Origin of the sequence: Exiguobacterium sp. SH0S2, assembly GCF_004337185.1 — a bacterium.
Classification (GTDB): Bacteria; Bacillota; Bacilli; order Exiguobacteriales; family Exiguobacteriaceae; genus Exiguobacterium; species Exiguobacterium aurantiacum_A.
The window spans coordinates 726036-746864 of the sequence record NZ_SJVB01000002.1; the positions used below are offsets into that span (position 1 = coordinate 726036).

23 protein-coding genes and 1 riboswitch are annotated in these 20829 nt (G+C 52.6%); of the genes, 5 read left to right on the top strand and 18 right to left on the bottom strand.

What is annotated here, in order from left to right:
* Positions 1-3: 3 nt before the first annotated feature.
* From EVJ21_RS08410 to EVJ21_RS08440, 7 genes are all read right to left on the bottom strand, one after another.
* Complete coding sequence (locus EVJ21_RS08410; RefSeq protein ID WP_016508856.1) at positions 4-801, bottom strand: GNAT family N-acetyltransferase; 798 nt, start codon at positions 799-801, stop codon at positions 4-6.
* An 81-nt stretch (positions 802-882) separates the two neighbouring features.
* Positions 883-1950, bottom strand: a complete 1068-nt coding sequence (locus EVJ21_RS08415) for a saccharopine dehydrogenase family protein (RefSeq protein ID WP_131490320.1) — start codon at positions 1948-1950, stop codon at positions 883-885.
* A 132-nt stretch (positions 1951-2082) separates the two neighbouring features.
* Positions 2083-2712, bottom strand: coding sequence for an NADPH-dependent FMN reductase (locus EVJ21_RS08420; protein WP_131464844.1), 630 nt, complete (start codon positions 2710-2712; stop codon positions 2083-2085).
* Positions 2709-3704 carry a ring-cleaving dioxygenase gene (locus EVJ21_RS08425; RefSeq protein ID WP_070329295.1) on the bottom strand — a complete coding sequence of 332 codons (996 nt, stop codon included), beginning with the start codon at positions 3702-3704 and terminating at the stop codon, positions 2709-2711. Before EVJ21_RS08425 ends, EVJ21_RS08420 begins: the two co-directional genes overlap by 4 nt.
* A gap of 36 nt (positions 3705-3740) precedes the next feature.
* Complete coding sequence (locus EVJ21_RS08430) at positions 3741-4175, bottom strand: MarR family winged helix-turn-helix transcriptional regulator (RefSeq protein WP_071398562.1); 435 nt, start codon at positions 4173-4175, stop codon at positions 3741-3743.
* 146 nt (positions 4176-4321) lie between these two features.
* Positions 4322-5449 carry a tetratricopeptide repeat protein gene (locus EVJ21_RS08435; protein ID WP_131464848.1) on the bottom strand — a complete coding sequence of 376 codons (1128 nt, stop codon included), beginning with the start codon at positions 5447-5449 and terminating at the stop codon, positions 4322-4324.
* A gap of 49 nt (positions 5450-5498) precedes the next feature.
* Positions 5499-6038 carry a ribonuclease FAU-1 family protein gene (locus tag EVJ21_RS08440; RefSeq protein ID WP_131464850.1) on the bottom strand — a complete coding sequence of 180 codons (540 nt, stop codon included), beginning with the start codon at positions 6036-6038 and terminating at the stop codon, positions 5499-5501.
* Positions 6039-6247: 209 nt separating this feature from the next.
* On the opposite strand from EVJ21_RS08440, the gene EVJ21_RS08445 reads away from it, so the two are divergent.
* Positions 6248-6994 carry a hypothetical protein gene (locus EVJ21_RS08445; protein WP_071398565.1) on the top strand — a complete coding sequence of 249 codons (747 nt, stop codon included), beginning with the start codon at positions 6248-6250 and terminating at the stop codon, positions 6992-6994.
* Here EVJ21_RS08445 and EVJ21_RS08450 read toward each other — a convergent pair whose 3' ends face one another.
* Positions 6995-7963 (bottom strand): aminoglycoside phosphotransferase family protein, encoded by a 969-nt coding sequence (locus EVJ21_RS08450; RefSeq protein ID WP_131490321.1) that lies wholly within the window; start codon positions 7961-7963, stop codon positions 6995-6997.
* A gap of 44 nt (positions 7964-8007) precedes the next feature.
* Here EVJ21_RS08450 and EVJ21_RS08455 point away from each other — a divergent pair, with 44 nt between their 5' ends.
* Positions 8008-8328 carry a hypothetical protein gene (locus tag EVJ21_RS08455; protein WP_131468444.1) on the top strand — a complete coding sequence of 107 codons (321 nt, stop codon included), beginning with the start codon at positions 8008-8010 and terminating at the stop codon, positions 8326-8328.
* Positions 8329-8352: 24 nt separating this feature from the next.
* A riboswitch (TPP riboswitch) is annotated at positions 8353-8451 on the top strand.
* A 63-nt stretch (positions 8452-8514) separates the two neighbouring features.
* The gene (gene thiW / locus EVJ21_RS08460; RefSeq protein ID WP_131490322.1) at positions 8515-9003 is read left to right on the top strand and encodes an energy coupling factor transporter S component ThiW; all 489 of its coding nucleotides are present in this window, start codon (positions 8515-8517) and stop codon (positions 9001-9003) included.
* A 34-nt stretch (positions 9004-9037) separates the two neighbouring features.
* On the opposite strand, the gene EVJ21_RS08465 is transcribed toward thiW, so the two are convergent.
* Both EVJ21_RS08465 and EVJ21_RS08470 read right to left on the bottom strand, forming a co-directional pair.
* Positions 9038-9517: a GNAT family N-acetyltransferase gene (locus tag EVJ21_RS08465; RefSeq protein ID WP_084812999.1), complete on the bottom strand. Its 480-nt coding sequence runs from the start codon at positions 9515-9517 to the stop codon at positions 9038-9040.
* Complete coding sequence (locus EVJ21_RS08470) at positions 9499-10002, bottom strand: YcxB family protein (RefSeq protein WP_070329303.1); 504 nt, start codon at positions 10000-10002, stop codon at positions 9499-9501. Before EVJ21_RS08470 ends, EVJ21_RS08465 begins: the two co-directional genes overlap by 19 nt.
* Positions 10003-10095: 93 nt before the next feature.
* Between EVJ21_RS08470 and EVJ21_RS08475 the strand changes: the two genes are divergently transcribed.
* Entirely contained in the window at positions 10096-10494 is a 399-nt protein-coding gene (locus EVJ21_RS08475; protein WP_071398570.1) for a VOC family protein, read from the top strand.
* A gap of 112 nt (positions 10495-10606) precedes the next feature.
* Complete coding sequence (locus EVJ21_RS08480) at positions 10607-12409, top strand: LTA synthase family protein (RefSeq protein ID WP_131490323.1); 1803 nt, start codon at positions 10607-10609, stop codon at positions 12407-12409.
* A 41-nt stretch (positions 12410-12450) separates the two neighbouring features.
* On the opposite strand, the gene EVJ21_RS08485 is transcribed toward EVJ21_RS08480, so the two are convergent.
* The 8 genes from EVJ21_RS08485 to EVJ21_RS08520 all read right to left on the bottom strand — a co-directional run bounded on the left by EVJ21_RS08485 (position 12451) and on the right by EVJ21_RS08520 (position 20819).
* A complete protein-coding gene (locus EVJ21_RS08485; protein ID WP_131490324.1) occupies positions 12451-13335 on the bottom strand; it encodes a VOC family protein in 885 nt (294 codons plus the stop codon).
* 14 nt (positions 13336-13349) lie between these two features.
* A complete protein-coding gene (locus tag EVJ21_RS08490) occupies positions 13350-13634 on the bottom strand; it encodes a putative quinol monooxygenase (protein WP_070329307.1) in 285 nt (94 codons plus the stop codon).
* A 101-nt stretch (positions 13635-13735) separates the two neighbouring features.
* On the bottom strand, positions 13736-15193 hold the full coding sequence (locus EVJ21_RS08495) for a methyl-accepting chemotaxis protein (RefSeq protein WP_131490325.1): 1458 nt from the start codon (positions 15191-15193) through the stop codon (positions 13736-13738).
* Between the two features lie 180 nt (positions 15194-15373).
* On the bottom strand, positions 15374-18025 hold the full coding sequence (locus EVJ21_RS08500; protein ID WP_131490326.1) for an MMPL family transporter: 2652 nt from the start codon (positions 18023-18025) through the stop codon (positions 15374-15376).
* Between the two features lie 3 nt (positions 18026-18028).
* On the bottom strand, positions 18029-18472 hold the full coding sequence (locus tag EVJ21_RS08505) for a MarR family winged helix-turn-helix transcriptional regulator (RefSeq protein ID WP_070329310.1): 444 nt from the start codon (positions 18470-18472) through the stop codon (positions 18029-18031).
* Between the two features lie 85 nt (positions 18473-18557).
* Complete coding sequence (locus EVJ21_RS08510; protein ID WP_131464870.1) at positions 18558-19061, bottom strand: GNAT family N-acetyltransferase; 504 nt, start codon at positions 19059-19061, stop codon at positions 18558-18560.
* Between the two features lie 63 nt (positions 19062-19124).
* Entirely contained in the window at positions 19125-20066 is a 942-nt protein-coding gene (locus EVJ21_RS08515; RefSeq protein ID WP_236636575.1) for an NAD(P)/FAD-dependent oxidoreductase, read from the bottom strand.
* Positions 20067-20132: 66 nt separating this feature from the next.
* The gene (locus EVJ21_RS08520; protein WP_070329323.1) at positions 20133-20819 is read right to left on the bottom strand and encodes a DUF975 family protein; all 687 of its coding nucleotides are present in this window, start codon (positions 20817-20819) and stop codon (positions 20133-20135) included.
* Positions 20820-20829 lie beyond the last annotated feature (10 nt).

Consider the following 20829-nt stretch of genomic DNA (forward strand, 5'->3'; position numbering starts at 1 on the left):
TGTTTATTTGAGGATCGGACTTTTCATAACTGCTTTTTGGTAAAACGGTGTAAAACCAAGGCGTTCCATGTTGCGTCCCGAGGCGGTATCGACTTTCGTCGTCACCGTCACGTACTCGCAACCTATCGCTTTTGCCGCGGCAACTCGCTCTAAAATGAGTTGGGTCTGATACCCTTTTCCCCGATAATCGGGAATCGTGCTCGTCAAAAACAGTTCCCCCATCCCGTCCTGAACGGCGAGAATACCGCCGGCGACTGCTGTCTCGTCTTCACGGACGAGAAACGCCTGGTTTTCCGGTAACGCATAAAACCCTTTCGCCGTATCGATCGTCTCTTGCAGGACGGTCCCCGTCTCGGCGAATCCTGTCGCAATCGCCCGAGCCCATTCGTTCACGTTATCGGCGTGCACACGTTCGACACGTGTCGCTTCACTCTCTGGCAACTCAAACGTATTCACATCAAGCAACCAGACGTCGAGAAAGTGATCGAGCGTATAGTTTCGTTCCTGCAGCAGGCGAATGAGCGACATGTCCGCGAGTGGACACACCTCAATATGTAGGCGGGACACGTTCTTACCACGAACCCACTTCTCCATTTGGTGCAGATCGTAAAAGCTCGTCGGACGGTTCAAGCCGAACCCGACCGCAAAACTCGTATTCCCCATCCGGAACACATGACCTTTATTTTCAACGATTAACTCCGAGCCTTCATAGGGAGGGGTCTGTTTTCGATGCCTGATGTAGGCAGACGTCCCTTCCGCTTTGATGCGTTCGATGCGCCTGGCTAGTTCTAAGCGTTTCATCTCATTCCCTCCCTCTAATCTTCCCTGAGTTTACCACACTTCAATTACGAACATGTTGTGATTCCGTTACAAGGCAACGCTTTAAAGGCGGACTTCATCAATCACGAACGAGGACGACCCTTCGATTTCTTCGATAAAATGCGAGCCGAACAACATCGCTGGTGTGAAGCTTCCAGGAATGACCCGGCTTGAACCGACGAGACGTTTCACGACCTCGAGCGCGCCATAGACGGTGAAGGCGTACGTGCTCGCCGTCTGAATGCGAACGATATATTTGTGTCCGTCTGCATTCGTTGCTTCGCCCCAAACATACGTCGACGACCCGTCCCGCTCCGCCTCATCCGGTCCGCTAATATGTTCATCGACATAGCGTAAGAGACGTCCTTGGACAGCGTCACTACCAAGAATCGGACTAAAGAACGACATGAGACGAGACGCATATCCGGCCACTGGGGGAACTGGGATCCATGTCGTGATGTTCGGGATTCCCGTCGTATAATACGCGGTCGAGACGTCACCCCACGGAATCGCGAGCGCTGTTTTCTTGCCGCGCCCAAAGTCGATTTGTCGACGCTTGGCCCCAAGCGGGAACGGCGACAGTTTTCCGTCTTTCCGCTCGGCACTGCTCGAGCCGAGCCCACGGATTGCTGTTTTCATCGTTCCGCGCGAAATACCGGCAGCGGCCGAGAAGCCGAGGGCGAGATTCGTCGCGTCCGGCATGAGTTCCTTCAACTTGCGGGCCACACAGTCGGTCGGGATGACGTCAAAGCCGACACCCGAGCACAGCAATACCCCGGCTTCTTGCGCGAGTTTGGCCCGTTTCTTCGAATGAATGTATTCGAATACTTCAATTTCCCCGGTAATATCGAGGTAATGAGTCTGTGACGCAAGGCACGCCTCGACCATCGGCTGACTCGTATCGGCGAACGGTCCAGCACAGTGCAAGACGAGGTCGATGTCAGCGAGTTCCTGCTTTGCTTTGTCGAGCGACAGACTAAAGACACGCGTCTCGCATCCGAGCTCATCGCCAAGACGCTCAATCGCGTCCGCGCGCCGCCCTGCGAGCACCGGTGTCATCCCTTCTTTTACTGCTTGCCGGGCAATCAGTTCACCTGTATAGCCGTTCACGCCATAGATCATCCATTTCATCGTTGTTTCCTCCTTCAGGCTATATGTATGCTTCTTTTGTTCCCTTCTTTTACTGACGATACACGATGCAATATCGAATGAACAGTAACACAAAAAAACTGATCGTCCCTAAAAGGACAACCAGTTGCTTGATTAGTTGTTCGTTGCTTCCGCCGCTTTCGTACGAACCGTCTGCATCGCTTCTGTCCATGGGACGAGCTGGTCGAGCATATCATTCACCGATTGGACTTGTACGTCTTTCGGTGCGAAGTGCGTGCCGTTCTCGAAATCTGTGAAGAGCGAGAGCGCTGGGTGGACCCGGACGTGGGCAATCAAGAGTTCGCTCAAGACACCGCGCACATGCTCAGTTGCCCGAGCGCCGCCGACCGAACCGTACGAGACGATCCCTGCCGCCTTGTTATGCCATTCGTTACGTAAGTAGTCGAGGGCGTTTTTGAGCGCGCCTGTCATCGAGTGGTTGTACTCTTGTACGATGAAGACGAAACCGTCCATCTCTGCAATTTTCTCTGACCATGCCGCAGCACCTGTCGCGTCACCGCCAGCCTCGCCGAGAAGCGGTAAGCTGTAGTCCGCAATATCGATGATTTCATAGTTCGCGTCACCGCGCTTGTCGGCGAGTTCTTTTACCCATTCTCCGACTTGCGGGCTAACGCGTCCTTCACGAGTCGATCCGAGTACGATTCCAATTTTCAACATAGTAGTTCCTCCTTGTGAGTTGGTTGATGCTTCTTGTTTACCGAACAAACGATTGAAAAAACTCATGATGGCATACCCTCATACTCTTTCTCGAACGTTTTTGTGCTCCTGACTGTATCAATCGGCCGGACCATCGCTTCGATCTGCTCACGCTTCGACTCTAAGAACGGTGGGAGCGACAATTTCTCACCTACCGTCTCATATGGTTCGTCACCCATAAATCCTGGTCCGTCGGTCGCCCATTCGAACAAGATTTGCGGTGCGACGCGTGCATACGACGATTCAAAGAAGAAACGATCAACGTAACCTGACGTCGGTAACCCGAACTGTTGCAGCCGTGCTGTCCATTCGTCGAGGACGCTGCGGTCATCGACGCGGAACGCGACGTGATGCACCGTTCCAAACCCTTGGCGTGCTTGCTGAGACGTCTCGTCATGGATGACGACGACTTGCGCTCCGTTTCCACCCTCACCTCCTTCAAAGAGATGATTGTCACCTTCTTGCCCGATTTCTTCGAACAACATGACTTCCTCCATCACTTGCTTGAAGTACGTGAAGTCAGAAATACGGATAAAGATTGGCCCGAGTCCAGTAATGGCATACTCGAGTGGAATCGGACCGTTTGGCCACGGCTCACCAGAAGCGACACCTTGATTGAACTCGTCCGAGATGAGCTGATACGCTTGGTCGTCGAAGTCGACGAACGACAGCGTCTTCTTGCCGAACTGCTCGGTGATGCCTTCATGTTTTACCTTTAACCGATCAAAACGGCGGACCCAGTAGTCGAGTGCCTGATCCGTCGGGACACGGAACGACGTCTTTGAAATCTCATTCGTCCCGTGCACGCCTTTTGGGATGCCTGGGAAGTCGAAAAACGTCATGTCCGTCCCGGCGCTACCTTTATCGTCCGCAAAGAACAAGTGATACGTCTGAATGTCGTCTTGGTTGACCGTCTTTTTGACGAGACGCATCCCTAAGACGTTCGTAAAGAAGTCGTAGTTCTTTTCGGCGCTGCTCGTGATCGCCGTCACGTGGTGAATCCCTTTTACATGGTTCATTTAAATCGCTCCTTCAAAATCTTGATTTCGAGATAATTAGTTAAAAAATTTTGACGCCTCGGCACGTTTGCCGACCGTCTTCAATTGTGTGATTGTGTCATCTAAATCGAGTCCGTCGAACAACTCGTTCATCCGTTTCGTGTGTGTCGGAAAAATTTGATCCATCAAGTCGGTTCCCGCTTCGGTTAATGCGGCATACGTCACACGGCGGTCGCTCGGACAAGCTTTCCGGACCAAATAGCCTTTTGCCTCGAGTCGGTCGACGATATACGTCATGCTGCCGCTTGAGAGCAAGACTTTTTTGCCGATGATTTGAATCGGTTGGTCACCTTTATGATAGAGCAGTTCGAGTACCGAGAATTCGGTCGCGTTCAGTCCATATGCGGCGACTTCGTGTTTGACCATGTCCTGGATCGATTGTGAAGCCCGAAATAAGACGGTGATTGCTTTTAAGGCGTCTGATTGTTTCATCTGTTCCCCTCCTTTGTTGAGAGAAAACAATACTTTAAATTTAATTATCTTTAATTCGAGATAAATATAACACGGTAATTTGGATCGGTCAATCAATTTGATTCAATAAAAAGACAAGGCCGCTTCCACAAGCCTTGTCTTCCGGATCAATCGTACGTCTCGTCGAGATTGCGCGCATAAAACGCGATGGCGCGACGATAACGCTGAATGCTGTCATCCGGCTGCGGACTCGCGAGCAGCTCGAGCAACGCACCGGTCGCTTCCTGATGCTGTCCGAGGTTGTAACGCGTCATCGCTTGGAACACTTTCAAGGCAGCGATGTCAGGGAACTGTTCGATCGCCTTAGCAAATAGTTGTTCGGCATCCTCGTAACGACCGAGCGCACGGTACGTGCTGCCGAGCCCGATATACGTCTCACTGAGCTCGTGACCGCTCAGACCGAGTCGGATGGCCCGCTCATAGTGCGGGACGGCTTGACGCTCTTCGCCGAGCGAGTCATAACACCAGGCACATTGCGCGTGGAGTCGTGGATTTTTCTCATCTTGACGCAACAGCATGAGCAACAGCTGCTTCGCCCGCTCGAGCTCTCCGTTCTCGCGCAGGCGGATCGCCTCGTCGAGTCCGACTTCTTCTGGCTGTTTAACGTGAAGGTCGCTCAAATCATCGAGCCACGCTTGCAGTTTCTCATAATATTTCCCGATATGGACGCCGTCGACGAGCGCGTGGTGCGCTTGGACTGAGAGCGGCATCATCATCCGGTCGCCAACTTTCGTGAATTTGCCCCAGGCGATCCGCGGAACGCTATCGTGCTGTTGGTCATTCGTCGGGTGACTGATGCTCGTGAACGTGAGCCAAGGCACGCTCGTAATATAGAGCAGGCTGTCCGGCTCGTCATCTCCGACGACGACTTCTCGTTTCGCCCCGCTCATCCGCACGGCCACTTCCTCCATGAAGTCGGGAAACGCGTCTTTATACGTCGCCGTACAGAAATTGAAGACGTCATCATCCATCATGACGGTGAACGATGGATGGACGACATCATGCTCGACGACCACGTCACCGCGCATCCGGTACCTAAGTTCAGGGATGGCGTTCGCCGTCTTCACCACGCCGTATAAGAACAGCTTGAAAAATGACTGTCCGCGCGTCTTCGCGAACGTATGTAGCTTCGTCACGTCGACGTTCGCCGTCACGTTGAAATGCGGGGCGTCAAACGCCTTGAAAAACTCATAATGCTTTTTACGCGGCCACTTCTCGAGATCAATTTGTTTCATCTATCTTCCCCCCTGTTCTTTCACTGTACCAAAAGCAGTACGGGAAGACTCAAAGCTTTTGCTTCAACTGCTCGTAATGCTCGTTCGCTAAATCAAAATAGACGAAGTCGCGGCGTTCGATCCGATCGAGCGTCGCCTTGAAATCACGCCAGCCACGGTCGACCATCTCCGGCGTGAGCTCACCTGACTTGGCTGCCGCTTCGAACTCATCCTCGTCTTTACGGACGACGTCACCGTTCGGGAAGATGAGGATGTCGAGCAGGAGGTCATCCATGTACGGAATCCCATCCTCATACCCGATCCCCTCGACGATATCGATGTACCATTGGACGATGTTGCCCCGGTCATCGAACATGACGGTCACCCCGAACGGTTCATGTTCTGAGAAGTACTGGAGCCACGCGTAACCTGCGTCGGCGACGATGAACTCCTTTCCTTGATGCATCTTATATTGTGGGGCTCGGACGGCGTCAATTTGAAAGAGGGCGACGGTGCCCGAGAAGCGATCGTCCCGCACCTCCATTTGTGCGTATCGATTTTTTAATATGCGTTCCCAATCACGACGATTGGCAAATTTTCGTTTTGGCATCTCTCTCTCTCCTTTAAATCAGTTTCCTAAATGTGTTCGCCAAAAGTCGACATTCCCCTGTTCAATCGTACAGATTGTGTGGATTGAACCAGACGAGGTAGCGATTCCATTTGCCCTAGATGAGAAAGTATCCAGGTTCTCATCCTATTTCATACATGCTACGCTAATGTAAAATAGGGAAATAATGTAACTTACTAGGGGGTTGTTTTATGAAACGATTAGGACTACTTGGCTTAAGCGCGTTCTTGCTGACAGGTTGTACCGATCAAGCCGAGCAACCAATCGTCTCTCCTGATATGAACGAACAAGATGAAGAAGCGACGATCGAATGGACACGAGAAGATTTCAAAGACGTCTTTGACCAACACGAGACTGCCCAAGACTTGTTAGCAGCGCTCGAAACCCAAGGGCTAACACCGTTCCGTGAGACGTTCGAACGCGTCGTCATCGCCGGGGACGGGATCCATCATACATACGCCGATATTTATCCGTTCAAGCTCGACGACGGCACGTACGCGACCGTCTATGAGAATGAAGACGGTGAGATCGCCAACGGTCCCGAGTCGGTCGCACCACTCTTTTGGCAAGAAGAGTCGTTCACGCAATTCGTTGAGGAGATTGAGAAGCGCAAATACGGGACGAGTGCCCCCCCGACCGACGTCACATTGACGCAAGACGAGTTTCAATCGATTTACGACCGCCATGCCTACACGTCAGCGCTCATCGTCGAGCTCGACGAATGGGGAGTTCAAGTCGCACGCGACCCAATCGAGAACGTCATCATTGCCGGGAACGGCGTCAAGGAAGTGACGGCCGACTTGATCGTCTTTGAGATCGAAAACGGCTACGCTATCGTCTACGACCAAGACGGTGAGATTTTGAAAGCACCGGAGTCGATCGCCCAGCTGTTTTGGAACGAGACGGATTATGAAAACCTGCTCGAGAAGAACGAGTGATCACGTACCGCGACGTTTCAAGTCCCGATACTCGAGGAACAAGTTGAGCCATTGGGCCGGTTTATCGGCTGACTCGGACGGATCATACCGATAGTTGGTCACATATACATGCCACGACAGCGCCCGATACACGCAACCGAGCTCTTCAGCGATCAACAAATGGCGCCATAGCACGTCCCGAGGCGCTACACCTTCCCACTCAGCCAAGTAGACGGTACGCATCTTCTGAATCTGTTCATACCATGCGACTTCATCGTCTTCTGGCAACAAGTCGTAGAGCGCGTTCCAAAACACACGGACGCTGAAGAACGGATGGGTGACGGTCGCATCGCCCCAATCGAGAATACATAAGTCATCCGTCTGTTTGCGCCAAAAGATGTTGCCGCCATGTAAGTCGCCGTGCTCGAGACTCATCGGCACCCCAGTCGCGAGCTCGTCGCACATGGTGAGGAGTTTGTCTTGGAGCGCCAGCACCGCCTCTGCCTTATCTCGATCTAACCCCGTACATAACTCGGGTAAATACGTCCGTATCTCTTCTTTTAGACGAGCCGGACGCCGGTCCGGGATACCGTAGGCCAAAAGCGTATCCGTGTAATTCGCTTCTTTTCTCTGTAGTTTCGCATATTGACGCACAGCCGCTTTGTACCGACTGTGCTTGGGGTATTCACGAAGTGCATCCCCGCCGATGTCTCGCATAAGTAGCCAGTTGCGTGTCGCGGCAATGGCGATGACCTCCGGGACGAGTCCCGGATGCCGTTCGGCTAGATGCATCGACAGTTCAGCCTCGCCACCACTGATTGCTGTCACCGCCTTGGCGTAGTAACGGTCTGCTCCGTACTCTCCATACATCAAGTATGTCAAGTCGGTATCTTTCACAACCCGCCACGTCACGCCTGGCACATGGCCATCGAGCCAGTGCTCGAACTGTTCACGGTAAGACTCGTCACGCCATGGGATCGCATCCCTCACTGACCTCACTTCCTTTCACCACACTTCGTTTAGGAGGAAATAATATGGACGTTGTCTATTATTCATACCCGGTCGATGCGCTACTCTATATGTATTTAGGTGCGACGGCTGTCTTCAGCTTCATAATTGGTCTAGTCGTTCGCCGCGTGTCGAGGCGTCCAGATATCAGCTTTTGGACGACGATCGTGCTCAGCTTTGTCGGACTATGTCTTTCACTCGGCTGGTTCCGTAACGCCTCGGTCACCGTATTTATGGGTACACTCCCGTGGGTCATCAATCTCGTGTTTTCCCTGTTTTTATACGCCCTGTATAGCGGTATCATTTATTTCATCTTCCGACCGCGAAAAATTGAGGCAACAAAATAACGTTATGCTATACTCAAACCAATAAACGACCACTAGGGGAGCCTTCGGGCTGAGACGGCAACTGCCGGACCCTTCGAACCTGATCTGGCTCATACCAGCGTAGGGAAGTGGCTTGGATACGTCTGTCTGTCCACGCCACTTTTCCACTTGGAGAAGTGGCGTTTTCATTTTGAAAGGAGACACTACATGCGTATTCAACAACTCACTTGGATGGCGATGCTCATCGCCATCGCCATCATCGGCTCCCTGTTCATCTCCATCCCGACCGGTGTCGCCCGGGCCTATCCGGTGCAACATATGGTGAACGTCATCGCCGCCGTCACCGTCGGTCCGATTGGTGCCGTCCTCGTCGCGTTCGTGACCGGACTCGTCCGTGTCATGACCGGGACCGGGTCGTTGCTCGCCTTCCCAGGTGGTATGATCGGCGCCTTGCTTGCTGGACTATTTTACGTGCGGACGAACCGGGTCGCTTTCGCTGCGCTCGGTGAAGTCATCGGGACGGGTGTCATTGCCTCGCTCATCGCCGTCCCGTACGCGAAAATCTTAATGGGTTCTGAGTTTGGGGCGCTGTTCTTCTTCCCGGCCTTCCTCGCCTCGAGCGTGACCGGAGCCATCCTCGGCTGGATCGTCTTGACGCGGGTCAAACAGTTGCGTCCACTCACGGTGAAGCGATAATTGAACAACAACCACCAAAACAGGGACGGCCGACTTAGGAAGGCTGTCCCTGCTTCACGTGATACACCCAAATCTCTTCCCCGTTCGCTTCATCAATCAAGCCACTGTCCTCAAATCCGCCCTTCGCATAAAACCGTTTCGCTGGTTCGTTCGTCGGATGGAGACTGAGGATGATGTCATCGACATCAAATCGCTCTTGCATCCACTCAATCGCAAGTTGCAAAAATGTTGACCCGATGCCTTTCCCTTGCTCATCCATATCAATCATAAAGCGGTCGAGCCAGACGTAACGCTCCACCTTGTTCTCGGCCCCGACCATCATGAAGCCGACCGGTTGATTGTCTCGACAGAGCGCGTAGCACGTCCACGCGTACTTGACGTCGACGTCCATCTCGCGGAGCGATTCCGCGTTCGTTTCGATAAAGCGGGCCTGACCAGGTGCGACGGTCAAGGCGACGACCGCATCCAAGTTCGTCTCATCAATCGGTTGAATCGTCAACGCATCGGTAGCCATCGTTGTACCTCCTCCATGTCCTGCCCGCGTTTCGGCAAGATGTAGGCGCTGACCGACGAGTTATACAAATACACATAATCGGCTTCCTCGACGACTTCCTTGATGCCGCTCCATGAGACTTTCGTCTCCCCGAACGCATTTTTGTCACGAAGACCGTCTTCATCCAGATCCATCGTATGCGGGCCGATCATGCCTTCATTGCTTCGTTCTTGAATCATCCGCTTCGTCTGTTTTCGGATATGCCGTTCAAAATACTTCGGATAATACAGAAACCAGATGAGGCTGATGACGCCATACACCCCAAACAACCACCAGCTCGTATCTTGAAACAATGTCGCGAACGTCAAAGCGCCACCACTTAAAATGATGACGGGCCCGATGATGCGCTGCAGGAATAGCATCCTCTTTCCTATCTTTGAACGTCTAATATGACTCAAGTTGAAGTGAATGTAGTCTTCTTCCGTCAATTCGTATTGGATTTCCATATGTATCCCTCCTCGGTGTCGTATACGTCTTCGTTCAAGAAAAGTTCCGCTTCAGGCTCCTATTCGCTAAAATGAAAGCAAAGGAGTGACACGATGAAACAAATCCACCATCTCTGTATCCAAACGCCCGACTATGCGGCGTCAAAGCAATTTTATGAAACGCTCGGTTTTGAGCTCGTCCAAGAGTCACCCAACTTCCATACCCGGGCGTTCAACAGTTGGCTCAAGCTCGGCGACTTCTATATCGAACTCCAGACGGCGAAGACCGACGAGACGTTATCGCCGTATTCGAAACATGCGGCCGGACCCGTTCACTTCGCCTTGTACGTCGATGACCTTGAAGCGGAAGTCCGTCGGCTCGAGGCGCTCGGTGTCACGTTCTTGCCGAAACATGGCGGCAACATCTACTTCGTCGTCGACGGACATTTGAGCAAACTAAAAGCCCCGGAAGGCACGATCATCGAGCTTCGGGACACGTTTTTGATCAAGTGAGGCGCTCGCCTCGCTTTTTTTCGTCCGTATCGCACACCCCCATGTTTCCCGCCACTTGCGAACAGGTACATGAAAAGGAATACAACGTGTACGTACCGTTTGGAGGCTATTTATGAAATATCTTGATTATTGGAGTTATCTGTCACTATCACTTGCCAAACTATTTTTATTCAGCATCTTGACCGCGAGTGCGTTCAACGTTCATTTTTTACTCGTCAACATCGGGATGATTCTCATGATGACGAGCTGGGCGTTGCTCGTGAAGACGAAAACACGGCGCTGGATTTTATTCGCCTCGCTGTTTCTACACAGTACACTCCTCATCTCCGACGTCTGGTATTATCGCTATTTCGGCAATCTGTTGTCGGTCGCGCTTTTGTCAGACGTTGGTCAGATGGGCGACGTCGGCGGCGGCTTCCTGACGTTGATTCAACCGACCGACTTTCTATTGTTCGTGGACCTGGTGCTTTATACCGCTGTCCTCGTCTATATGAGAAAAAGACCTGCGCAAGGCACAGGAAAAAATCGCCGGATCGCCGCTTCCGGTTTTGTCGTCGGCTTGACCGCCTTCGTCGTTCCGTTAACCGTCAGTCAGCCGAATGGTGATGAGCAAGCACCGATTTCGAACATGCGTGAATATTACGAGTACGGCTTTTGGGGGTATCACGGCCTCGACTTGTTCCGTGGCATCGGCGACCAACTCGGCTTCGGAGACGGCTTAACCGCACAAGAAGAGACGCGGCTCGGTACCTCGGCTCCAACCGACGTCGAGACAACGGCTGATACGAACGTCATCATGCTGCAGCTCGAGTCGTTCCAGACGTCGGTGATCGGACAGACGATCAACGGACAGGAACTGACACCGAACTTGAACGCGCTTCGTGACGAGATGTTGTACTTCCCGAACTTCTATCATCAGACGCACGAAGGCCGGACGTCGGACGCGGAATTCACGGTCAACACCTCGCTCTATCCCGTCAAATCCGGTTCAGTGTACACCCAGTACGGTGACCATACGTTTGACGCCTTACCTGAACGTTTGCGCCAAGCCGGCTATGATACGGCCGCGATGCATGCGTTCGATAAAACGTTTTGGAACCGCGACAACGTCTACGACAATATCGGCTTCAATCATTTTTTCAGCAAAGACGATTATCCCGCTCAGGACGTGATCGGCATGGCACTTAACGACAAAGACTTCTTGACCACTTCCGTCGAAGCGATGGACACGTTAGCGGAACCGTTTTATGCGTTCATGGTCGCTTTGACGAGCCATACGCCGTACGACATTCCGGAAGAAGAGAAGAGTTTGGACTTGACCGGATATGACGATCCGCTGCTTCAAAACTATTACCATACCGTCCATTACGTCGACGCGGCCGTCGGGTTGATGGTCGATCAATTGAAGGCGAACGGGACGTGGAATAATTCGTTAGTCGTCTTTTATGGCGATCATGACAGCGGCCTGACCTCAGCAGGTGACGAGATGGCCGAGCAAGCGAACGCCGATTCGGCCGTCGAACTGTTTCAGCTCGACCGTTCTGTTCCGCTCTACATCAAGCCAGCCAACTTGAACGAAGGTCGAACGATCGAAGCGAGCGGCGGTCAAACGGACATCGCCCCGACCATCCTAGAATTGCTCGGGATGGAGCCCGCCTACATGCTCGGCAGCCCGCTGCTCGACGACGAACCGAACTTGACCGTGTTCCGTAACGGGTCGTTCCGGTACGACACGCTCTACTATGTTCCAAACTTGACCGATCCCATCGGAAACGGGACGTGTTACGCGGTCGAGACAGGAGATGAGCTACCGCTCAGTCAATGTGAGCCTTTCATCGACGAAGCGGCCGAACAACTGCGTCTGTCCGATACGATCATCGAGAAAGACGCACTCTCTAAAAAGAAACGCGAATAAAACCATGCCGCCCTGATTCGCTAAGGGCGGCATGGTTCGTTTCAATATACTTTCCGCAACTCGGTCAGATCGATCTTCTTCATCGGCAAGAACGCTGCCGTCACCCGTGCCAACTGTTCCGGCGTGCCGGTCGTCAGCATCTCTTCCATTTCCCACGGCACGATTTGCCAGGAGACGCCGTAGCGGTCCTGTAGCCACCCGCATTGTTCGGCTTCAGGTATAGACGATAGTTCATCCCAATACGCATCAATCTGTTCTTGTGTCTCACAAAACGCAATCAACGACTGCATCTCGTTGAAAGCGAACTGGTGATGCTCGGCACTGTCCATGACGATGAACTCACGTCCAGATAAGACGAAACGGGCGTAGTTCAACTTCCCTTCTAATTCTGGGCCATCGTCTTTATCGTAACGGATCAGCTGATCGTCGAGCACGTACGAGTCCGGGAACACTGTGACCCAATCGTCCATCGCCGCCTCGGCCCGGCCGAACGCCTCACCGACGAATAACAGACACGGCGTCACCGTCTGGATGTCCATGCCACCGTTGTGCATGATTTGCCAAGAGACGCCGTGCTTGTCTTTCAACCAGCCGTAACGTTCACTAAAGTCGTACGTGTCGAGCGGCGTGAGGACGTCAGCACCGTCTGATAACTTGTCCCACAACGTATCGACTTCTTCTGACGTCGGGAGCGAGATCATATAGGAGAAGGACGGATTCCGCTCCTTCAAGTTACCGGCACCGAGCAGTTGAAAGAACTGACCAAAGAGTGAGACCGTGACGACCGTCGTCTCGCCAGGCGGAGTGTCGATAAGTTTCGTCGTATAGTCGACGAATGAATCCGGAAATATCGAGGCGTACCAATCGGCAATCGCTTCGACGTCTTGTTCGAACCAAATACACGGAATAATCGGTTGCGTGATCATCGGACTGTCTCCTTTCAGACCTCTTGCAAACGGTACACGTCACGGACAGCGAGTAACGTCTCGGCAGCTTGCCGATATGCTTGATAGTGGCTTGAGTTGATATGATGGTCGAGCGCCGTCTCGTCCCGATACTTCTCGTAGAACACGAACGTACCCGGCGCATCGATCGACTCGTGTAACACGTAGGCGAGACACCCTTCTTCCTGCCGCGACGGCGGGATGACCTGATCGAGTGCTTGACGCAACTCACTCTCTTTGCCCGGGTGAGCCTTTAAGATAGCTGTGATTGTAATTTCCATTGATCGTTCCTCCTCATCTTAGGACTGACGCAAAACTTTTCCCGTTTTAGAAGAGATGTATACGCAAATGGACACGCCTATTTTCAAGGCGTGTCCATCGTTTAGACGAGTTCGTTCGCAATCTCGTTCAATTCTGCAATTTGATCCTTTAACGAAGCCAACGCCTGTTGCTGCGACGTCGTCAACACATGCACGTCTTGACCGTTCTCTTCGAGAGCTGTCATCAGTGCTGACATTTGGCCCGTTACTTGATGGACTTTGTTCAGTTCTGATGCGACGACTTGGAGCTGGGTCGATGTCTCATCTACCGTGCTCGCTACCGTCCCTGTCGTTTGAATCATGGAGAGAATCGACGTCCCGCTCTTACGGACTTGTTCTTCCTGCGTCGACAAACGTTCTGTACTGCCATCGATTGCCCGTTCCGTCACTTGTACCTCTTGCATGACGAGTTGGATAATATCATTGATTTGAGATGAGGCTTGGGCGGTTTGAGCCGACAAATTTCGAATCTCGGACGCAACGACGGCAAACCCTTTCCCGTGCTCACCCGCTCGCGCCGCTTCAATTGAAGCATTGAGCGACAGGAGGTTCGTCTGAGATGAAATCTGCTGAATCGTCCCCGTGATGGTCCGTACTTCTTGGAAGCGCTCCGCCAACCCTTTAAACGCATGATTGACTTCACCGATACTTAAGTTCAGTTCAGCGAGCGACCGTTCTGTCGAGTCCATGTTTTCATGCGAGACGTGAGCGTCCTGCAAGACGCCACTCACTTGAGACGTTGTCTCCTGGAGCTGCTGCTGCATTCGTTCAAACGCCTGTACAGTTGAATGGATTTGTGAAGCGACAGTTTGAATAAGACCTGCCTGTTCAGATGTCCGTTTCGTCATCGAACTGATTTGTTCCGTCACCTGTTCTGAAGCATTTGTGACTGACTCGACTGAATCATTCATCGTGAAGACAGCTCCGTGAAGCGTAGTCGCACTCGCTGTCGTTTTCGCCATTGTCAGCTCGATTTCCCCTGCATGTTGTTCTGCTTTCTCTTGCTGCGCGAACGTCTCATGCAACAACTTTGCGCCAAAGAATGACACAAAGTACGCGCCAGACAAAGCCATTGTGAGCACCGTGAACCAAATGACGAGGTCGAGCGGCGTTGCAAATGAAAAGCGCCCGGTTAACACAGCTACGACCGAGACGATCAGCGCGAGCATGCTACCGTACAGTACAAGATGCCGATTCAAGTAGATCAACGTCAATACGATGTAAAGAAAGACGACATTTTGAATCGCCACACCTGGTAGCGTCAAGATAATCGCTGAAGCCGAAATGTACATCAATGTGACGAGCCCATACTTCAACCAAGCATGCTCTACATAGAAGCGATGGCCGAGCCATGATCCAATCTGAATGGCACTCCCCACCACAATAAAACTGACTGCGTCTTGTCCGGCGAGCTCCCCGATCCAGTACAAAACACCCATAATCGGATAAGAGAGGAAAAATAAAACGATCAACATACGCGATACTAACAACGAACTTATTTTCTCAAAATGATTCACCATGATTGTTGCCTTCTTTCAGTAGAATAGAGATCTACACTATACTTCGGTGCATTTTTTCCAATATGAAGTTTGTTTTTCGCTATTTTTCTTACATTGACTAAACAAATAAAAACTGTCCCTCAAATTGTCATTTGTACTTAACAATTGAGGGACAGTTTAATTGAATGACGTCTTGTTTAGTCATTTATTCTTTCGTTTGAACGGCCACCAGACACCGTCTCCGAACGATACGGTGATCGCCGGGATGAGAAGTGGCAGCACGATCAACCCGTACAACAACAGACCGGTGATGACGATCGTCGCGATCTGGACGAGGCTGAGTACACCAGACGGAATCATCGCCCCGAACGTCCCGGCGAGGATGACGGCCGCCGTCATGATGACCGTCCCCATCTTCGTCATGGCGTGGACGAGCGCGTCACGTACCGTCATCCCGTTAATCGATTCTTCACGGAACCGATCGAGTAGGAAGATCGAGTAGTCAATGCCGAGCGCGATCAACATGACGAACCCGAAGAACGGTACGGCCCAGCTGATGCCGTCATAACCGAGCCCTTCAACGAAGATGAGCTCCGTGATCGCCGCTGACGTGTAGTACGTGAGCAACAGTGACCCGATCATATAGAGCGGCATGATCATCGAACGGAATAGTACCGTCAAAACGACGAACAGCGTCACGAGCATGATGGCGACGGTCCGATTGAAGTCGTTTGTCGATGTCTCGTTTAAATCGCTGTTAATGCTTGAAATCCCGGCGTAACCGATGGTCGCGTCATCAAATGGAGTGTCCGTGACGACACGTTCCATCGTCTGTTTCAACGTTTCGACCGTATCGATCGCTTCCGGCGAGTACGGGTCCATATCAAGGATGACCTCGAGTTGTGTCGCCGTCCCCTCGTCGAACACGTAACGTTCGACGGCCGGGGCGAACTCATCTGACGTGAGCGTTCCTTCCGGTAAATAGACGCCCGTATCACGCAGGCTGTCCGCTTCACTGAGTGCCGAGAGGAACGCCACCGCGTCGCTAAGACCGGTTTCGATTTGCGCGAGCCCAGCGTTCGCTTCACCGACACCAGTCGCGAGTTGGCCGAGTCCCGATCCGAGCTCACTGACTTGCGCACCTTGCGCCGTCAACACAGACGCTGCTTCATTGATACCCGCCTCGATCTGACTGAGACCACCAGACACTTGTTGCAGTTGCGCCACGGTCGCCGGGATGTTTTGCGTTGCCGTGAGACCTTGTCCGATCAAACCGAGTTGGGCGTTCAGTTGGCCGAGTCCCGTCGCCGCTTCTGCGAGCGGCGCCCCGGCGTTCGTCGTACCAGCCGGCAGTTGACTGACGACCGCGTCTAGACCGGTCTCGACTTGAGCGAGCCCGTCTTGCACATCACCGAGCCCGGTCTCTGCCTCGGCAAGCCCTGAACTCACTTGTTCGAGTTGCGTATCGACATAAAAATCATCGATGACGTCACCGGTCGGACGTGTGATCGAACGGACACCGCTCACACCATCGACTTTTTCTAATTCGCTCGCGAACTTCTCGATGTACGAAATATCCGACTCGGTCAGTTCCGACTCTTGTTTCAAGATAATTTGAACCGGGAGCGATTCGCCTTGCCCGAACCCTTCCGAGATCAAATTGAGACCGCGTACCGAGTCGTAATCGTCACCGATCTCATCGACCGTATTGAACGACCGGGCATCGTCGTACGTGAACAACACCGGCACGGTGATCAGTGCGACGACAAGGATCGAGACGAACGGACGATTGACCGAGATGCGGCTGAATCCGGCCCACAGCTTGCTGTCGTGATGCTCGCCTGCTTTTTTCGACGGCCAGAACAAGCGATTCTTGAGCGTCGCCATAAAGAACGGCACAACCGTGAACAAGATAAGCAACAAGACGGCAATCCCGACCGCGACCGCGACGGCCGACTTGAAGATCGGGAAATCGGCAAATCCGATCGCGGCGAAGCCGACGAATACGGCGAGACCACTAATGAGCACCGTCCGTCCAGCCGTCTTATACGTGTTGACGATGGCGTCCTCGATCGCGTGCCCGGCACTGAGTTCTTCTTTATACCGGCTAAGCAGCAGGATGCAGTAGTCGGTCCCAATCCCGAACAAAATCGCCACGAGGAAAATTTGTGTGTAGTTCGAGACCGGGAAACCGAACCAGTCGACGAAGAACGCGACGAACGATTGGCTGAGGAGATAGGTGAACCCGACCGCGATCAACGGAATGAACGGGGTCACGATTGAACGGAACACGAGCAAGAGCAGTCCGAAGATCAACACGACCGTGATGATCTCGGTCTTCTTCAACCCTTCCTGCGCACTCAAGTTCACATCGTTGTTGATGATTTCTTCACCTGTGATGTAGACGGTCTCGTCTGTCGGGAGGATGTTCTCGCGGACATCGTCCGCGAAAGCGTTGATGTCCTCCATCGATCCTTCGACCGTGATCGGGACGAGGACGATACGTTCATCTTCCGAGACGAGTTGTGCCTCCGTCTCGGCGTTCTCGAACGGGTCGAGCACATCTTTGACGACCGTATCATTTTGTTCCAGCTCGTCGATTACCCGGGCAATATCGGCCCGTTCGGCATCTCCGAGCGCTTCAAATTCATAGACGAGCGAAATCGTCTTATCGCTCTTGCCCGCAGCGTTCAAGATGTCTTGCGCGCGTTGCGAGTCCATGTCTTCAGACAGTTGGAAACTTCCCGCCTGTTCTGCCTGTTCGGTCAAGTTTGGTGCCGCGACGAACAAGGCCGCCGTCAACAAGACGAGACCGATCAAGATGCCGAAGCGCCATTGAATAATTTTGCGCACGTGTTATTCCTCCCCAATTCGAAGCAGCTCTTTGATTTTCCGGAACGTCCGGACGAACTGTTCGATCTCTGCCTCATCTATTTTCCCGTCGAGTAGTGACTCGACATAATGGTAGACGGCCGTATCTGCCTGTTCGACGACGTGGTGTCCCGCCGCTGTCAGTTCGATCAACCGTTCGCGTTGGTCTTGCCCGCGTCGACTGACGACGAGCTGTTTCTCAACGAGTTTTTTTAAGCGGTTTGAAACGGCGCTCTTATGCACACCTTGTTTCATCGCCAACTGACCCGCTTGAATCGGGCCGAACTGTTCGAGCAGTTTTAATAGTTGGAGCTGTTCACGCGAATACTCGCGCCAGACGTCGCCTTCCATCGCCTCAATGACATGTTCCGCTCCGTGGAACATGACTTCTTCAAATAGTTGGACGGCCTCCCGCATCAATTCTTTCATTTTGGTTTACCCCCTAAACTAGTTAGAGATAGTTTATGCCCTAAACTAGATGAGGTCAAATAAAAAGACCGATGAAGTAGGCGCTTCATCGGTCCATTTCGTAAACGTATGTGTAAAAAGATAAGAATCGTCCTTCCCATTCAATCTGATGTATTTCATCTTCACGAGAAAAGCCAGAACGCATCAAGACGTGTTGGGACGCCTTATTATCTGTCGTCGTCTTGGCAATCAATCGTGTGAATCGAGGAAGGTTAAGCGTAAGTAATTGCTGAAGGGCTGCGGTGGCATATCCACGACCTACATAGTCCCCACCGATTCGATAGCCGATTTCCCCGGTCTCGAAATTGACATGATGGACGTTGAGACGCCCCACGATGGACTCACCATGCCAAATCAAATAATAATATCCATCCCCGTTCACTTGTTCGGCCAACAAATGTTCCAACGCCTGACGAAATGCTTCAGGTTCATAGTACGCGTCTCCACGGCTCGGGACGTAACGTTCGAAATAGGGTCGGTTCTCACATTCAAACGTGTACAATGCGATTTCGTCCTGTATGCGCAACGGTTTCAGACTCACCCGATTCACGTAATTAACGCCTCCTTTCTCAAAATCGTATCGTCGTGATCAAAAAAACCTTCCGCAGAAGGTTTAGGACCGCATCGCTGCCGCAACGCGGAGACCCGAGACGTACGCACTTTCGAACCGGGTCCGCCCTGAAGCGTCGTCCGGCTCGAGGAAGACGTCGCCCGCCAAGTAAATCGGTGCGTCGTTCAATTTATAGTACGGCTCGTGCCAAACGTCTGTCGCCTGGGCGTAGCGCCACCGCTTCAACTGTCTCGACTGAATCGCTACGTCTCCGGTCACGGTTGTTAGCAACCGCTCGATTTCTAGAAGCGTGTCTTCACTTGGCCGCTCATACCAAGCTTCACTCCACGCCTCATCCATGTAGACGCTGACGAGTTCTGTCGCCGAGATGCCTTTTTGCCGGTTGTTGATAATTTTCAACAGACCAGGTGCCAAGTCCGTATCGATAATCCCGTCCGCACCGATTTGGGTGTCGCCCGCGAACTCGAACAATCCGACGAACGTCGGGGCGTAAGTCAGCTCACGCAACGACTCAGCCACCTGACTCGATAAGTCAGCGAGCAGCTCGAACGTCTGTGGGAGCGGTGACGTGATGAGGAGACGGTCATAGTGGCGCGTCGCCACGTCTGTCGTGACGACGACCGTCCCACTCTCCATACTGACCGTCTCGACCCGCTCGTTCAATTGGACGGTCAAGCCGTCGGCCAACTGTTTGGCGAGCGCGTTCATGCCGTCACGGGCGATGTACCGCGGATACGGGTCGGCGTACCAGACGCTTACCCAGTCCCGCTCGACCCAATCGGCGACCGCCTGTTTAAGCGCTTCCCCGCGTACGGTGAAATAGACGGCCCCGTGATCGGCTTTCCCGGCCCCGATCCGTCGGGTCGCCAAGCGTCCACCGACGCTCTGGCTCTTCTCAATCAGTTCAACCGTATGTCCTTGCCGGACGAGTTCCCGTGCTGCGACAATCCCACTAAGTCCTGCCCCAATGATTCCAATATTCATGTGCATTCCCCCTCTTTCAGGAAGATTGTATCACGAGTCAGCGTGTCACATCAGACTCGATGCGCTTCATGCCGAGCGGTTCCACTGCTCGTCATACGCCCGACGTGCGTCTTCATACATGACCGCAAACCGACTGACGATGAACGGACGAATGAGTGACGTCGCGACAAGAAAAATCCATGAGCCGAGAACGACCAATTCGAGCTGTATGTAAAAAATCCAACCGACTAAATACATCGGGATAAACGGCAAAATTAGTTTGAACGCATCCCATTTTTGTCCGCGCATCAAATCCCTTGATTTCGTAATTGCCTCTGTAATGGACAGGTCCGGCTCGTCGCGCAAGATGAAATACGTGAATGCATACGAGAAGTACTTCACGATGCCAGGTACGACCAACAATAGTGTCCATAAGACTTGGAACAACATGACGAGAAGCGTCGCAAGCAGGTGCTTCCCGTAGCGGTGACGAAACGGAGCGAAGACGTCACTCAATCGAACTGTCTGGCCTCGTACCGTCTCTAACATAATCCAGTTGTATCCGACGATAACTGGGTAGAGGGCTATGTAAAATAAGATACCACCAAGACTAAGGACGGTCAGCGCAACAGATTCTATCGCCAAGCCGTAATAGGTCGTGTCTACCATCAATCCTATCTCTAATAGAACCGAGCACGCGAACGACCAGATGAGCAACATCCCCGTCTTCCCTTTTAACGCAGTATGCGCTCGCTCATTCCATGTGTGAACCATATTGTTTCCT